The organism is Micrococcus sp. LASM2_SD2 (assembly GCF_057364565.1).
The window spans coordinates 1-15,470 of record NZ_JBNFOB010000028.1; the positions used below are offsets into that span (position 1 = coordinate 1).

A 15,470-nucleotide genomic window follows, 5' to 3' on the forward strand; every position below is an offset into this window, starting at 1 on the left:
GGGGTCCAGGCTCTCCGACGGGCTCGGTCCGGAGCCGGTGCCCTCCGACGAGGCCCCCGAGGACGGCGAGCCGCCCGGCTCGTCCTGGTCGGCGATGCAGCCGGTGAGCAGCGAGGGCCAGGGCGGCGGCGCCTGCGCCCAACGGCAGGAGGCGGCGTCGAACGGCGGTCGAGGCCTGGGCCATGGGAGCTCCTTCGAAGACGGCAGGGCAGTGCCCGGACGGCACATGCACTGCCCCACGGTACCGGAGAAGCCTGGGGTTCGCCCGGGTCGGACCGGTGACCGTGGATACACTTCGGATGGACCCCTCCGCCTCTGACGTGCGTGCTCGTGCGCCCGGGGCGGACCCGCAGACAGCACAGGAGGAGCCCGAGATGTCCGAGTCGTTGATCGGCAAGAACCTGATGGAGCCGCCGGCCACCCTGCTTCCGGAGGAGCCCGAGGTGCTGGCCCGCATCGAGGCCGGCGACCTTCCCGAGGACATCGTCCCGGTGGCCCCGGAGTCCTCCCTCGTCTGGGCCATGATGGCCGAGGACGCCTGGAAGGAGGGGCGCACGGTGGACTCCTACGCCTACGCGCGGGTCGGCTACCACCGTGGTCTGGACGCGCTGCGCCGGGCCGGGTGGCGCGGCGCCGGTCCGGTGCCGTACTCCCATGAGCCCAACCGTGGCTTCCTCCGTGCCCTGTACGCGCTCGGTAGGGCCGCCGCCGGAATCGGCGAGTCCGAGGAGGTCCAGCGCATCCGGACCTTCCTGAACGACTCGGACCCGTCCGCGCAGGAGCAGATCGAGAAGGCGCAGGGCTGAGCCGGACGTGGCCAAGCTCTACTTCCGCTACGGGGCGATGAACTCCGGGAAGTCCACCGGCCTGCTTCAGGCGGCCTTCAACTATGAGGAGCGCGGACAGCGGGTGCTGCTCGCCAAGCCGCAGGTGGACACCAAGGGCGACGACGAGATCGTCTCCCGCCTGGGCGTCACACGCCGCGTGGACTTCCGGATCCGCCCGGACGCCGACGTGGTGCGGCTGTTCCGCGAGCACGCCTCCGGTGACGACCCGGATGCCCTGGTGGACCACCTCGACGGCGTGCCGCCGGTCGCGTGTCTGCTGGTGGACGAGGCGCAGTTCCTGAAGCCGGCACAGGTGGACGGGCTGCTGCGGATCGCGGTGGAGGAGGGTGTGCCGGTGCTGGCCTACGGCATCCGCACGGACTTCCGCACCCGGTCCTTCCCCGGGTCGGCGCGGCTCATGGAGCTGGCCCACTCGCTGGAGGAGCTGAAGACCATCTGCCGGTGCGGGAAGAAGGCTCTGTTCAACACCCGCAGGGTCACGGATCCGGCCACCGGTGCGGAGCACTTCATCTTCGAGGGGGACCAGGTGGCCATCGACGGCGTGGAGGTCACCTACGAGTCCCTCTGCGCCGGGTGCTACCTGCGCGAGTCCGGGGGGCGGCTCGGCTGACGGCCTCCATTGCCAGGGAACTTCCAGGCGTGGTTCGTCCTCCGTTCACTCGAGACTCGTACGCTCAAGTCACCTCATCAAGGTGCGAGTGATGACAGGCGAAGGGCCCCGGAGCTGATCCGGGGCCCTTCGTCCGTCCGGTGTCCTCGTAGCCGTCTCCCACGGCGCCGTACTGAGGGTCCAGCGGGGGAGCGAACAATCCTGTGGCCCTCGGGCATGTCCCGGCAGATCCCGCGGACGACGGTGGCGACGATCAGTGTCCCGTCGCGGTCTTCGTCGAGCAGCACGGACATGACCATGTTGCGGTCCACGTGTTTGCCGCCGAGCAGGCGGGTGCCGGCGAAGTTGCCGTCGGCGTCGACGTCGTCGGGGTCGTCGGCGAGGGTCCAGACCTGCTTCGTGGCCTGGGCTCGCACGTGTTCGGCGACCTGGCGGGCGGTGTCCTTGCTGTCGACGGCGACTTCGGTGTCGGCGATCCATGAGGTGTTCTCGACGGCACTGCGGTCTCAGGGCAGAGCGCCGGTGCACGTGGTTTCGCGCACGCGCAGGACAGACTCCGCACCCATGGAGCGGGCGATGTCCGGGAAGGTCTCGTCCAGGAACTTCCCGTCCGCGGTGGACTCGGCCTCGGCATCGGCCGACTGCGATGCGGTCACGTCCTCTCCTGCTGGGTCGGGTGCACACGAGGTCAGGCCCGCAAGGAGCACAACAGCAACGAAGGTGCTCATGGAGACGCGTCGGAGCATCACTGGATCACCTCGTCATAGGGGAGCGTGACGTCTAGTCACGGACGACGTCAATGCTCCCGTCGGCCGGCCCTTCGTGTGTGCTCCGGCGCATGCCCCATGAAGGTCTGCACCGTCTCGTGATGCCCGGAGGTACCCACCAGGATGCCGCGGCCGGGTGGCAGGCGGCGTGGCCGGAGTCCGTCCACGAGGACGCCCTCGGAGCGGTCGCCGCTGAGCATGAGGGTCACGGCCTCGCTCGCCAGCAGGGCGCCGATGAACCGTTCGTACAGGGCGCGCGAGGCGCCCTTCATGCGGCGGGAGACGAACACGTTGAGGTTCAGCTCGGCAGACATCGGGAGGTAAGGGATGAGCGGAGCCAGCGGGGACTCGCCGCCCACCGTGAGGACGTCGTAGTCGTCCACCAGGACCACGATCCGCGCCTTGCGCATCGGGGAGTCGTCCGCCGGGTCCTTTGACTGCCGCTTCTCCAGCTCCGCGACCAGGGCACGGGTGAGGTTCACCGCGACGGTCGCATTGCCGGCGTAGCCGGCCACGTAGTCGTCCGGGACGGCGCCCTTGAGCTCCCCCCGCGGGTCGTACACGACGGCCATCATCTCGGTGTCCGCGTGGGTCTGGCACAGGTGGCCTGCGAGCTGGCGGAGCATGGAGCTGCGTCCGGTCTGGGCGTCGCCGAAGGCCAGCAGATGCCGTTCCCTGCCGTCGATCGCCAGCGAACGCACGGACAGGTCGTCCTCGAGGAGGCCCAGCGGCAGCAGCCCGGGCTGCTCCAACTCCGCCAGTGGGGGACACAGGGCCTCAGAGGGGAGCACCCGGACGGCCATGGCGCGTCCGCGCACGGAGGCTGAGACGCGTTCGGCGAGGGCGATGAGACCTTCGGACACGGTGGCGGGATCGGTGTCACCGTCGATGCGGGGAAGAGCGACCTGACCGTGCAGGCGGTTCATCGAGATGCCCCGCCCGGGGGTGTTCTCACGGACCTTCTCCGCCACCTTGCGGTCGATCGCGGAGTCTGTGGGGGTGGGAAGGCGCAACTCCACACGGTGGGAGAAATAGGACTGCTGCGTGGAACGGATCTCGTTCTGCCGGGACACCGTGGTGATCACATGGATGCCGTAGGCCGCACCACGGCCGATCAGGCCGTTGAGCACCGGGGTGAGCTCGGAGAACTCCTCGTGGACCAGACCGTAGCCGTCCAGGACGAGGAAGATATCCGCGCTCGCCAGCTGTGGGAGGGACCCGTCGGCATGACGCCGGCGAAGGGTGACCATCGAGTCGATGCCCTCGACCTCGAACAGCCGCTCGCGCAGGGTCAGCATCCCGGACAGCTCCCGCAGGGTGCGGGTGACCATCTCCTTGTTCGTCCGGATGGCGACACCTCCGACATGGGGCAGGCCCTGGAGGGGCAGCAGACCGGAGCCGAGCAGGTCCACGCAGTAGACGCCCACCTGCTGTGGGGTGTGCGTCAGGGCCAGCGAGGACACGATGGTCTGCAACAGGGTGGTCTTACCGGTGCGCGGACCGCCCTGGACGATCAGATGTCCCGAGCCGGCGGTGAAGTCCAGGGTCCAGAGGCCCTGCCACTGCTGCTCCGGGTCGTCGACCAGGCCGATGGGGACCTCGAGCGGCTCGTGGGAGGCCAAGCGCAGCCCATGGTCGGTCTCGGTGACCTCGCCTACGGCCTGGTCCAGGGTGAGGGACTCCGGCAGCGGCGGCAGCCACAGCGGCTCCACCGGCGAGGGAACCTCGCGGAGCCGGTCCATGAGCGTCTCCATGATGGTCGGCGCCGGGGCTTCGTCGGGCTCTGGAGCCTCGTCGGTGCTCCGTCCGACGGCGAGCTCGGGTTCCGAGTCCGTCTCAGGTTCGCGCAGCTCGGGGCCGTAGGCGGGCATCTCAAGCACGGGCGCCACCTCATCCGCATCGGAGACGGCGCGGGCGTTCCGCTCGCGTGCGGCGGCCTCGTCCTCCAGGGGCGAGGACACGTAGCCGGAACGGAAGCGTGAGTACACGGACGTGTCCACCTTCAGGTAGCCGAAGCCGGGCAGCGGTGGCAGATGGAAGGCGTCCGGGGTGTCCAGCACGGTGCGGGACTCGGACTCGGAGAGGGTGCGCAGGCCGAGCCGGTAGGACAGGTAGGTCTCCAGGCCGCGCAGCTTTCCGGACTCGATCCGCTGGGAGGAGAGCAGCAGGTGCACACCGATCGATCGGCCGATGCGGCCGATGGAGAGGAACAGGTCGATGAAGTCCGGCCGCGCCGTCAGCAGCTCGCCGAACTCGTCGATGATCACGATGAGGTGAGGCAACGGCTCGACGCTGCGTCCCTGGGCCGTCTCCCGATCCCGGTAGGCCTGATAGTCCGTGATGTTCGCCAGGTTCCCGGCGGACTTGAGCACCTCCTGCCGGCGCAGGATCTCGCCGCTGAGGGAGGCATAGACGCGTTCCACCAGGGACAGGTCGTCCGAGAGGTTCGTGATGATGCCGGCCACGTGGGGAGCGCCGTGGAACGGGGCGAAGGTCGCACCGCCCTTGAAGTCCACGAGCAGCATCGACATCTTCTCGGGAGCGTGGGAGGCGAGCAGCGCGAAGACCAGGGCACGCAGCAGCTCAGACTTGCCGGATCCGGTGGCGCCGATGCACAGGCCGTGGGGGCCCATGCCGAGCTGGGCCGCCTCCTTCAGGTCGAGGTGCACCGGGTCGCCGCGGTCGTCCTCACCGATCGGCACACGCAGGAACTCGTCCTGCCCACGTGGCCGCCACTGGTACCGCAGCTCCTCCAGGGTCAGCTCCGGGGAGAGCCCCAGCATCTGGAGGAACGTCTGCGTGGAGGAGCGATCCTCCTCTGCGTGCTCCAGGGAGTCGGCGCTGAGCCGCAGCGGCGAGAGCACGGTGGCGAGTCCCTGCGCCGTGGCGTCGTCGAAGACGTCCAGGTGGCCGTGGGAGACCGTCGGGCGACCGCTGTCCGCACGGGAGTCCTGCATGAGGAACGCATGCCGGCCCGCATCCGCATCCCCTACCTGGGTGAGGCGCAGCCGGACGTCTGACGGCTCGTCCAGGCGGTCCTCCACCAGCGTCATCAGTGTGATGCCCCGTGCGGTGAGGGGCAGGTGGCTGCCCTCGAGGGGCAGACCGCCGGCATGGCTCCCGAAGGAGTCCACCACGATGAGCAGACGGGAGAGCTCCGGTGCCGCTCGGCCGGATCGGGTGGACGCGCGGAGGGTCTCCGCGGCGATCCCTGCGCGCCGGGTGAGGTCCGCCCGCAGCATCCGCATGAGGCCGTCCACGTCCTCGCTGACGAGCACGCGATCGCCCGTCGGAGAGGACGGGTCGAGGATGCGGGCGTGGGGGAGGCGGCCGAACCAGTCCCAGTCCTTCCTGCGCTCGCGCGGCACGAGCAGCGCGATGACGAGGTCCTCCGGCGCCTGCTGTGCGCAGGCGCCCAGCACCATGGAGCGCGCGGCGGTGAGCCCGAACTCCCGTGAACCGACGACGGCGAGGTTGCCGAGCGAGTCCAGGGGGAGGGTCATGGGCATGCCGTCCGTGGTGGAGAAGCGCTGGACAAGCGCCTCGGCCTGCTTGAGCATGAACTCGTTCTGCACCTGGGTGGCGCTGTCCTGTACCGACACCCGCAGCGAGCGGATGGGCCGGGCTCCGAGGCCGATGCGTGTGCGCAGGTAGTCCTCGTCGGTCCGGCGCCGCTCCCAGAGCCTGTCCGGTCGACGGACCAGATCGAACAGCGCCTCCGGCGGCGGCGATGCGGAGGCCGCGATCTCACGGGCCTCGTCGTCCTCGGCGATGAGGCGGCGCCGGGTGCGGTCCAGGTACCGCGTGTAGGTGTCCTGCAGTGTGGTGCGGCGACGCCGCTCCTTCCCGGACTGAGACGCGTACATGACGAGCATGGCCGTCATGGTGGCGACCATCGCGAGGGCTCCCACGGCGGCGAAGGGCGACTGGCGGAAGGCCATCATGGTGAGCATGGAGGCCGCAGCCGCCACCATGGGCACGATCATGATCAGGTTCGGACCGGAGCCCTGGTCCATGGCAGGGTCGACCGGCTGCGGGCCGGTGACCGTGTCGTCCGGGAGAGACCGCTCCGGGGGGACGGTCCGGCCGGGACGGTGGACGAGGTGCCGCGTCATGCGGGGCCACCCCCGGCGGCTGTGCTCCCAGCCGTACCGGCGGTCTCGGGCCGGTCGGCCGACACGGCACGCTCCAGCAGGTCGGCGGCGAGCTCGGCGACCACACGGCGGGTGCGCGGGAGCATGAGCCGGGGAGTCACGGAGACGCCGCCGGCCAGATGACGGTCGTACGGCACGTGGTGAGTGGCGAATCCCCGCCGCCGCAGCGCGGACACCGCCCTGCGGGCGTCCGTGTTGCCGCGGGGGCGGGTCTCCACGACGGCGACCACGACGTGGGGCTCGGGAGTCCTGCGCTGCTGTTGACCGGTGGCGAGCAGGAAGGCGAGCGTCTCGTCCACGGCCAGGGCCTCTGCGGGGAGCACGTGCAGGACGGCGTGCGCGGACTGCAGTGCTGCCCGTGTCTCGGTCGGGAGATGGCCGGCGGCGCAGTCCGTCAGGGTCACCGGGAAGAACCGGGAGAAGCCGGCCAGCAGGTCCCGCACGTCCGGGGTGCTGAGGAACCGGGTGGCGGAGCGCGCGGCCGTGTGGTGGACGCGGTGCGGGGACAGCTCGAGGGGGGCGAGGAACTCCTCTGCCCCGCCGGTGCCGTGTTTCCTGATGTGCCGGGCGACCCGATCGGCGGTGGCGCTCGACGCGGCGGGTGAGTCGCCGTCGTCGTGACCGTCGGGCGGGCTCAGGCGCAGGCGCAGGGCGCCGTGGCCGGGGTCCAGGTCCACGGCGCCGATCGGTTCGAGGCGGAACCGGCCGTAGGTCTGCGCGAGCAGGGCCGTCAGCGTCGTCCGGCCTGCGCCGCCGCGGGCGGAGGTCACCGCGATCCGTCGGCCGGTGCCCACCGGGGTTTGCAATCGTGCGGCGGCGTCTTCCAGCCGGCGCAGCTCTGTGCTCCGGTGGAAGGAATGCCAGATGCCTTCGGCGGCGGCCTGCAGCGGCCCGCGGGCGGCCCGACTATGGAGCCGGCGGTCCGCGTCTGCGGCGAACGAGGGGGTGGTGCTTTTCGGTGTCTGCGCGCTCATCAGAAGGTCTCCAGCATGGCCGAGTAGAGGCCCGTGTAGCCCACCAGCAGGGGGATGAGGGTGACGACGGCGAGTGTCTCCAGTACGTGGCCCGTGCGGCGTGCTCGGGCCTCGATGTGAGCGGGGACGGCGACGGCCTGCAGCGTCAGCAGCGCTAACGCGACCAGCCCGAGGCCGATCATCAGGGGGAAGGCGAGGGCCGGCCAGGCCGCCGAGACCAGCCGGACGGTGCACCAGAGCCCCCAAGCGGCGGTCAGGTGCAGCACGCCGCGCTGCAGGGCCAACGGGAATGCGCGGGCCCGTAGCCACGTGGCCAGGGTGAGGACGGAGATGAACGCGACGGAGAACGCAGGGTGGGCGGTGTCCTCGGAGACGAGCCAGAGGGAGACGGCCAGCGAGGCGCCGCAAAGGGCGACGCTCAGGACCATTCCCCGGTGGGCGGCCGCCACGGCCGCGGTGACGTCGGTGCGGAGCAGACGCGCGCCGGACGACTCCTGGTCGTCGAGGCCGGTGAGGCCTGAGTGGGCGGCGGCCGCCTGGGCCAGGACGGCGAGCACCAGCAGGGCCGTCACTCCCGTGAGCGACCCCACGGTGACGGAGACGGTGGCGAGGCGGTCACCGATCAGCCAACCGGCGACGACGGGACCGGCCGCCCACGTGGCGGTGAGCACGGCGAGGACGACCGCGCCGAGTGTGAGGGCACGGCGGTGCCTGGCGATCAGCCCGGTGAGCAGGAGCAGGGGAACTGCTGCGCAGAGCGCGATCAGCACGGCGGTGGTCAGGGGCGTCCGTCCGGTGGCCATGAGCAACCAGTGCCCGTCGACCGCCACCGCGGTGCCGGCGGCCAAGAGGGTGAGGGCCGCGGCGCGGTGACCTGCCCAGTGGTGCACGGCGAGGGCGGCGAGCAGCAGCGCGGCGCCGATGCCGAGCCGCATGTAGGCGGACTGGTCGTTCGGGAGCCCTGTGGTGAGGTGGGTGGCGCTCCACCAGCCCAGCAGGACGGCCACCAGGCCCTGGACGACCTGCCGCGCACGCAGGTTCCAGCGCCCTCGGGCGTCGGTCTCGGCGGCCACGGTGTCGTGCAGGTCGTAGACGACCGGCGCGTCGGGTGCGGCTGTGGTGGCCGCAACGCGCAGGGTCTCACCGTCGAGGACCTCGGACTCCTCGAGGGTGGATCCCGGTTCGAGCTGCTGTCCGGAGCTCCGGTAGATGCCGCGGACCGCGGGAGTCTGTGCGGGTTCTTCGGCGAGCAGGTCGAGCACCTGGGGCAGGAGGGTGCCGACGGGTGTCTGCGAGGGGAGGAGAACGTCCGCGTGACGGCGGCTTCCGATGAGGGTCACTCGGGAATAGCGGGACGCCATCAGGGGGTCACCTGCCTCTCCTGGTCGAGTCGGGACTGGGTGCGCTCACGTTCGTCCTGCTGCTGTTGCTGTTCGATCCGCTGCTGTTCGCGCTGCTGCTCGAGCGCCTCACGGTTGTCCAGCCAGGTGGTGAGGATAGAGATGACGAGTGACACGAGGACGCAGAACGCACAGATCACGGCGGCGAGCACGGTGCCGGCCGCGTAGAGGCGTCCGCGGGCACGCCAACGCTGTTCGGTCGGGTTCATGCCGAACGTCAGTGATGTCAGCAGTCGCTTGCGGCGCACGGCGACAGCCTCGATGAGCTGTGCATCGTGGTCGAGGCTCACCGTGGTCTCCCCTCCGTCGTCACGGTCACGCAGCCACAGTAGTGCCTGCCCCGGCATACAGCGTGTCCTATTGCGCCGGACATCGATCCGGTCAGGTATCTCTGAGGAGATGCTCAGGTGGGCCATGATTGACAGACTGCACACCGTGCCGCAAGGGTGAGTTCTGTGCACAGGCCCGGTCGTGAACTGGCGGGGTCGACCGTACAGGTCCAGGACGGACCCGGGCATCGCGGTTCGTCGGCAGACGAGTCACCTTAGTCCGGCTCATCACGCGGGATGATGCAGACAATCAGGAGGAGAGGAAACATGGGCTTTTCGCTCGAGATGACCGATATCAACGTCTTCCAGAAGGCGAACACGGACAGCGCCGCATCCGGAGAGGAGCTGCTGCAGGAGATCGAGAACCTGCGCCAGGGCGTCGAGGCCCTGAAGGAGACCTTCAAGGGTCAGGGCGCCGATTCGTACGACCAGTTCATGGTGGCCGTGAACGACGCCCAGCGGCAGCTGTCTGACGCGCTGGGCAAGATCAACGTGGGCCAGGCGGACGTGTACCAGTCCTACCTGACTCAGGAGGACGACCAGGTCGGCGCCGCGGAGCCGGCTGTGGCCGACGCCCAGTCCTTCGCGTTCCCGCGCTGACCCACACTGCCGCCTTCTCAACTGCAGCCGAGCCACGCTCGTGTGGCTCCTCGCTTCTTCTAGGAGAGACACCATGACCACCATCAAGTACGACTCCGCCGCCGCCGCCAACTACGAGGACGAGGTCCTGCGCATCGCGAACCGTATCGAGACCATCATCGGTGACCGTGAACAGCAGAAGGCCTTCGTGGCGGACAACTACCAGTCCACGGACAACGATGCCGATTACGACGTGATCGAGCAGACCTGGCTGGATGCCGCTCAGACCGTGAAGGAGCTCGTGGACCGTGCGCGCACCCTCATGGAGGAGAACGACGACATCGCCGCCGGCGCCCACCAGCGCGCCAACAGCCACATCGCGGCGATGAAGGCCTGACGCCTTCAGGAACAGCGCATCAGAATCACGACGACGGCCCGTCACCTCCGCCTGTCGGCGGCAGGGGGCGGGCCGGAGTCGTCAGGAGGCGGGGATGATCGGCATCGCCGACATACTCGACGACGTGTGAGGAGGGGCAACTTGGCCAAGTTCACCATTGATGCGACGCCGTTTCGAGGTGTCGTCGATGACGTCGACGGGGAGAACGAGACGCAAGGCACCCAAGCGCGGGGTGTGACGGCCGCACTCGAGGATCTTCACGCGGCCTGCGTCGATGTGGGGCTGCGAGGGTCCGTGACGACCTTGCGTGACGATGTCTTCGGCAGGGTCCTTGAAGCTCTCTCGGCGTCGAGCGAGAGTGCGGTGGAAGCGGCTCGGGCGACGGCGACGGAGTACGAGGATTTCGACGCTGAGGCCGCTTCCAAGGCGTCCGCCGTGGAACTGGAGGAATGACACGATGCTGGCGAATGTGACGATCACCGGTATGACGACGTGGGAATCGTCCACGGACATGGACACGCTGTCCCATGATGTGATGACTGCAGTGGCGACCCTCGCGGACACGGTTCAGGGCCAGGACACCACGTGGCAGGACTTACGCGACCACTACGAGGGCGAGAACAAGGCCGACCTGGTCAATGGATTCCACGTGCCTGTCGAGAATGCCGGTCGAATCGTGTTGGCAGCGGCAGCTGTGGACTCCGCCATGGTGACGTTCTCCGGTGAGCTGCGCAGTCTCGAACGGCAGAGGCAGACACTCGAAGATGATGTCGCAACGTTCAACAGCTTGTACGGCGCGCAACAAGTCGAGGATCTATCGCCCAGTGCCGCTACATGGCGTCAGGAGCTCCTTGCGACTCCTGAGACCCTTCAGGAGCTTTATCTGACTGCAGTCGAGGAGTGCTCCCAGGCTCTGGACGACATCACCGTGGAGAGTTTGGACATCGAGTCCACGGGAACGGGGCGCCCGGGGCTGTGGCACGGGACCTCCTGGACGCCGCGATCACGTCTGCGGTTCCCACGGAGCCTCTGAGCGTCACTACGACGACGCTCGGTGGATTGGACATCGCTCGCGTGCGGGAGCCATGGCTTCGCCACAACGACGTGATACCCGAGACGTGGCAGGCGCGGTTCATGGGATTCCATGTCGGCCACTACGGGGCGTCCCTGGTGGCCGGTGGGTCCGCTCTTCACCGTGCCTGGGCCACGCGGAGCTGGGCGCCGATTCGCAACATGCCGCTGGCGATGAGGATGACGTTGCGGAATCATTCGAACGATAGGACCCGCGCCGCAATGCGACACAACGATCGCAGGACATTCCAGAAGCCGACGTGGGGAGCTGTGCGCACCCAATTCCTGGACGGCCTGCCGTTCATCGGTGACGCAAGGTCGGTGCACGAGTGGCGGAAGACTCGGACATCGGCGAACACAGGCAAGCCGGAGGACGCCAGGAAGGACGCTCACAGAGTCGAATCACGGTCGGTCATGAAGTTCAACACCGGGGTGAAGGCGTTGGGTACGGCCGGCACGGTTGTGGGCGCGGCGTCTACATACAGCAGCGAGCATGAAAAGCAGCTCCAGGAGAACCGGGCGGAGAATCCCGGTGCCTCTCGCGAGGAAGTGGAGCGCGAGGCACGCCACGACGCCGGGGCGCAGACGGCGGGCAACGTCGGCAGCACCGTCCTGGCCTCCGCGGCGGCCGGCGCCGTCGCCGGGTCGGTCGTCCCCGGTCCGGGCAATGTGGTCGGTTTCGCGACCGGTGTGGTCACCGGCGTCGCCATGAGCGTCCCCGTCGCCGACTCGGACGGCGATGGGCAGAAGGACAGTGCCGCCGAAGCTGTCGGCGATGGCGCAGAGTGGCTGTGGAACAAGGTTCGCGGCAAGTGATGGGTTTTCTCGATGGAAGGACGATCGATGTCTGAGCAGGGAGTGCAGTCGGTGTCGCTGGAGGATGTGCGTTTCCCGTTGCGGGTGCGTGTGCGGACGAAGGTGTGGGCGCCGACGTTCGTGGCGGCGGCGGTGTTGTGGGTGTTGTCCGTGCCGATCATGGCGGGGGTGCCGTCGTCGTTGTTCGATGAAGAGTCCGCGATGCTGTTGCTGTTGCGGGTGTTGATGGGGATCGGGTTTCTGCCGTTGACGTTGTATGTGGTCTACGCGTGGATGGCGTGGCGGCGGCCGCGGCATCTGACGGTGGATGAGCAGGGGGTGTGGACGCACTCGTGGCGGGTGCGTTGGGAGGACGTGGAGTCCCTGTGGCTGAACCCGACGCACGGTCAGGCCCCGGACAAGAAGACGCAGGTCGGTTTCATGGTCGAGGATCATGCTTGGACGGACGAACTGCGGCGGGGGAACAGGTGGGACTCGGGGTATCCGTTCGGTCTGGGCGGGCTGCTCCCGCGAAACCACTTGATCTATACGCAGTTCGCCACGGATCCGCCGATCCAGTCGTTGTTCGAGTTGTTCGAGCAGCTGCGGATGCAGGCTCGTGGTGAGACGCCGGAGCGGCCGACGCCTCATGGGTGACACCACCGAATCTGAGATCAACGTGGGCGACGCAGCGGGTGCTGTCTTCGGACCCTTCGAGTTGCACGTGCCGAAGGCATGGGCGTCTGTGGAGCGTCACGGCGGGGGCCCGGGTGTCATTGTGTTCGACGTTCGCCCGGAGACCGCTCACACGGGAGAGGAGGAGATCCACCCGAACGTGGTCGTGCGGTATTTCGCGGAGCCGAACGATGGCGGGGTGGTGTCGGCCTCCCTGCGTGAGCTGGGTCTTGCCGGTGAGTCTGACCTGGACGGCTTTCTGCCGTTGTCCTACGAGGCGTTCTTCACCGGGATCGGCCTGCCTGCACGGCGGCATCATGTGGTGGCGTGGCAGGGTGGCCTGCTCTGGCACAGTCTGCGCTGGTATGTGGGGCTGTCGGGTCATGTCCTGGAGCTCACCCTGTCAATCGGTGAGGGGGACGACGTGGAGGCGCTGGGTTCTCAGTGCGACCACCTCGTACGTCGCGTCTGCACGGCGCACGACTCTGACCGTCCCGTGGGAATGCTGTGGCCGTTGCCCCCTCGCGCGGTGCAGGACCCTTGGCCAGGCGCGGTGGTGACCGAGCAGGGTCTGGTGCCGGTGCAGGTGGAGAGCCTCAGCCCAGCCGTAGACCAGGCGCAGGCGATGACATCGAGGCTGTGGTCCGGTGAGTTCTCATCGACTCAAACCGCGGTCCTCGAACAGCGACCGCCGCTCCTGAGCGGACGGGGTGTTTATCATGGGCGTGAGCGTCATGTCGAAATCTGTCCGGCCGATGACGGTCAGGCCGTCGTCCTCTGTGTCGAACACGGCGGGGCCGGCTCGCCGGACAGGACACGGGTCGCAACGGTTCCGATGATCCTGGCGGTTCCCCTCGCTTTGGAAGCCGCTGGAGTGCGGCTGGACTGGATGCGTGACGCAGTGTTCGAGTCCGAGGGGGTAGCCGGTGCTGACACGGAGGGGTGGTCTGCGGTGGCCGATACGGCCGCTGCCGAGGAGCTGCTCCGACGTCCGCGGGACTGGTGGGTGTGGAGAGACCGAGAGGACCAGGTGGCTGCCGAGTGGATGCAGCCTCACGGAGGGCCTCCGTTTGCTGTGATGCGTGGCGAGGGGATATCGACAGCGGTACCCGTCGTTCCGGGAATCGTGTACGGGGCATTGCAGGCGGCGGTCGCCCAAGCGATGGAGGATCCGGGCCGGTGAAGCGCCCTGGGTTTCGTTCCGATCCAACTGAAGGAGAACCGGAACATGCCCAAGAAATACACCCCTTCAGCTGCGTGAACGCGCCGTGCGGACGGTCCTCTAACGCCAAGCCACTCAAGGAGGTCCTCGGCTACCGCACTCCCGCGGAGGTCGAGGCGGCTTACACTCACGATCAGGACTCAGCGCCCGTTGCGTCCTGACCTCGGAACGAAACCCAGGGCGCTTCACTTGGACGGACGAACTGCGGCGGGGGAACCGGTGGGACTCGGGGTATCCGTTCGGTCTGGGCGGGCTGCTCCCGCGAAACCACGTGATCTTGACGCAGTTCGCCACGGATCCACCGATCCAGTCGTTGTTCGAGCTGTTCGAGCAGCTGCGGATGCAGGCTCGTGGTGAGACGCCGGGGGACGGCGCCGGCCACTGAAGCAAGGGTCAGTTCCCACCGGTGCCCGTGCAACACGAGCGCTGCACTGAACACCGTTCAATAACCCTGCTACAGTGCTGGCCATCACCTACACGCCCAGCAGAGGACTCCCATGACCGTCGACCCCACCCAGACCGTCTCCGCCACCACCGCGGACACCCCCGCTCGTCCCCTCGACGTCGACGCTCTGGTGGACCGGATCGAGGCCGGCCACGCCCTCACCGCCGAGGAGGCCGTCGCCGTCCTGGACGCCCCGGACGCGGACACCTTCCGCATCGTCGCCGCCGCCTCGCGCCTGCGGGAGCGTCACTTCGGCCGGACCGTCAAGGTCAACTACCTTGTCTCCCTGAAGACCGGCCTGTGCCCGGAGAACTGCACGTACTGCTCCCAGCGGCTCGGCACCCAGGCCGAGATCCTGAAGTACACCTGGCTGAAGCCGGAGGAGGCCGTCCGTCAGGCGGGCCTGGGCATCGCCGGCGGCGCCAGCCGAGTGTGCATGGTGGCCTCCGGCACCGGCCCCACGGACCGGGACGTGGATCGGGTGGCCGGGATGGTGGAGCAGCTCAAGGGAGAGCACCCGCAGGTGGAGGTCTGCGCCTGCCTGGGCTTCCTCAAGGACGGGCAGGCCGAGCGTCTGAAGGACGCCGGCGTGGACGCCTACAACCACAATCTGAACACCGCCGAGTCCCACTACGAGTCCATCTGCACCTCCCACACCTACGGCCAGCGCGTGGACACCGTGCAGCGCGCCGGCGCCGCGGGGATGTCCTCCTGCTCCGGCCTGATCGCCGGAATGGAGGAGACCCACGAGCAGCTTGTGGAGGCGGTGTTCGCCCTGCGGGAGCTGGACGCGGACTCCATCCCGGTGAACTTCCTCATGCCCTTCGACGGCACGCCCCTGGCCGGCCACAACCAGCTCTCCCCGCTGGAGTGCCTGCGCATCCTCGCCATGGTCCGCCTGGCCTGCCCGGACAAGGAGCTGCGGATCGCCGGCGGCCGCGAGATGCACCTGCGCTCGCTGCAGCCGGTGGCGCTGCAGGTGGCGAACTCGCTCTTCCTGGGCGACTACCTCACCTCGGAGGGGCAGGCCGCCGAGGCGGACCTGCAGATGATCGCCGACGCCGGGTACACCGTGCTCGGCGTCCAGGCCCACGACGACGGCGCGCCCGCCTCCGCCGGAACGGTCACCGGGTGCTGCGGCGGCGAGGACGCCGCCGGGGGGACGACGGTGCCGCGTCGTCCTCCGCCGGCTGCTGCACAGGCG

At 68.7% G+C, this 15,470-nt stretch carries 17 protein-coding genes; 11 read left to right on the top strand and 6 right to left on the bottom strand.

All coding sequences use genetic code 11. The features are described from left to right. On the bottom strand, positions 1 to 228 hold a 228-nt coding region (locus AC2W7A_RS03030), incomplete at its 3' end, for a hypothetical protein (RefSeq protein ID WP_485990051.1). 146 nt (positions 229 to 374) lie between these two features. On the opposite strand from AC2W7A_RS03030, the gene AC2W7A_RS03035 reads away from it, so the two are divergent. From AC2W7A_RS03035 to AC2W7A_RS03045, 3 genes are all read left to right on the top strand, one after another. Next, positions 375 to 806: a DUF3151 domain-containing protein gene (locus tag AC2W7A_RS03035; RefSeq protein ID WP_485990052.1), complete on the top strand. Its 432-nt coding sequence runs from the start codon at positions 375 to 377 to the stop codon at positions 804 to 806. Between the two features lie 7 nt (positions 807 to 813). Continuing rightward, on the top strand, positions 814 to 1,458 hold the full coding sequence (locus AC2W7A_RS03040; protein ID WP_485990053.1) for a thymidine kinase: 645 nt from the start codon (positions 814 to 816) through the stop codon (positions 1,456 to 1,458). A 203-nt stretch (positions 1,459 to 1,661) separates the two neighbouring features. Beyond that, a complete protein-coding gene (locus AC2W7A_RS03045) occupies positions 1,662 to 1,940 on the top strand; it encodes a hypothetical protein (protein WP_485990054.1) in 279 nt (92 codons plus the stop codon). Between the two features lie 24 nt (positions 1,941 to 1,964). Here the strand turns inward: AC2W7A_RS03045 and AC2W7A_RS03050 are convergent, their stop codons facing one another. From AC2W7A_RS03050 to AC2W7A_RS03070, 5 genes are all read right to left on the bottom strand, one after another. Next, positions 1,965 to 2,114, bottom strand: a complete 150-nt coding sequence (locus tag AC2W7A_RS03050; RefSeq protein WP_485990055.1) for a hypothetical protein — start codon at positions 2,112 to 2,114, stop codon at positions 1,965 to 1,967. A 140-nt stretch (positions 2,115 to 2,254) separates the two neighbouring features. Further along, positions 2,255 to 6,241: a type VII secretion protein EccCa gene (gene eccCa, locus AC2W7A_RS03055; RefSeq protein WP_485990056.1), complete on the bottom strand. Its 3,987-nt coding sequence runs from the start codon at positions 6,239 to 6,241 to the stop codon at positions 2,255 to 2,257. Positions 6,242 to 6,336: 95 nt separating this feature from the next. Then, positions 6,337 to 7,353, bottom strand: a complete 1,017-nt coding sequence (locus AC2W7A_RS03060) for a hypothetical protein (protein WP_485990057.1) — start codon at positions 7,351 to 7,353, stop codon at positions 6,337 to 6,339. After that, a complete protein-coding gene (gene eccD / locus AC2W7A_RS03065) occupies positions 7,353 to 8,714 on the bottom strand; it encodes a type VII secretion integral membrane protein EccD (RefSeq protein WP_485990058.1) in 1,362 nt (453 codons plus the stop codon). Before eccD ends, AC2W7A_RS03060 begins: the two co-directional genes overlap by 1 nt. Next, on the bottom strand, positions 8,714 to 9,169 hold the full coding sequence (locus AC2W7A_RS03070; RefSeq protein WP_485990059.1) for a hypothetical protein: 456 nt from the start codon (positions 9,167 to 9,169) through the stop codon (positions 8,714 to 8,716). The genes eccD and AC2W7A_RS03070 overlap by 1 nt, the downstream gene beginning before the upstream one ends. 180 nt (positions 9,170 to 9,349) lie before the next feature. Between AC2W7A_RS03070 and AC2W7A_RS03075 the strand changes: the two genes are divergently transcribed. From AC2W7A_RS03075 to bioB, 8 genes are all read left to right on the top strand, one after another. Then, entirely contained in the window at positions 9,350 to 9,682 is a 333-nt protein-coding gene (locus tag AC2W7A_RS03075; RefSeq protein WP_485990060.1) for a WXG100 family type VII secretion target, read from the top strand. 73 nt (positions 9,683 to 9,755) lie between these two features. After that, positions 9,756 to 10,058 (top strand): hypothetical protein, encoded by a 303-nt coding sequence (locus AC2W7A_RS03080; RefSeq protein ID WP_485990061.1) that lies wholly within the window; start codon positions 9,756 to 9,758, stop codon positions 10,056 to 10,058. Positions 10,059 to 10,199: 141 nt separating this feature from the next. Next, positions 10,200 to 10,511, top strand: coding sequence for a hypothetical protein (locus AC2W7A_RS03085; RefSeq protein ID WP_485990062.1), 312 nt, complete (start codon positions 10,200 to 10,202; stop codon positions 10,509 to 10,511). A gap of 4 nt (positions 10,512 to 10,515) precedes the next feature. After that, a complete protein-coding gene (locus AC2W7A_RS03090) occupies positions 10,516 to 11,091 on the top strand; it encodes a hypothetical protein (RefSeq protein WP_485990063.1) in 576 nt (191 codons plus the stop codon). Between the two features lie 452 nt (positions 11,092 to 11,543). After that, on the top strand, positions 11,544 to 11,945 hold the full coding sequence (locus AC2W7A_RS03095; RefSeq protein WP_485990064.1) for a hypothetical protein: 402 nt from the start codon (positions 11,544 to 11,546) through the stop codon (positions 11,943 to 11,945). A 27-nt stretch (positions 11,946 to 11,972) separates the two neighbouring features. Next, entirely contained in the window at positions 11,973 to 12,581 is a 609-nt protein-coding gene (locus AC2W7A_RS03100; RefSeq protein ID WP_485990066.1) for a hypothetical protein, read from the top strand. Beyond that, entirely contained in the window at positions 12,574 to 13,782 is a 1,209-nt protein-coding gene (locus tag AC2W7A_RS03105) for a hypothetical protein (protein WP_485990068.1), read from the top strand. Before AC2W7A_RS03100 ends, AC2W7A_RS03105 begins: the two co-directional genes overlap by 8 nt. Positions 13,783 to 14,318: 536 nt before the next feature. Next, the coding region (gene bioB / locus AC2W7A_RS03110; RefSeq protein ID WP_485990069.1) for a biotin synthase BioB at positions 14,319 to 15,470 on the top strand (1,152 nt) is incomplete at its 3' end.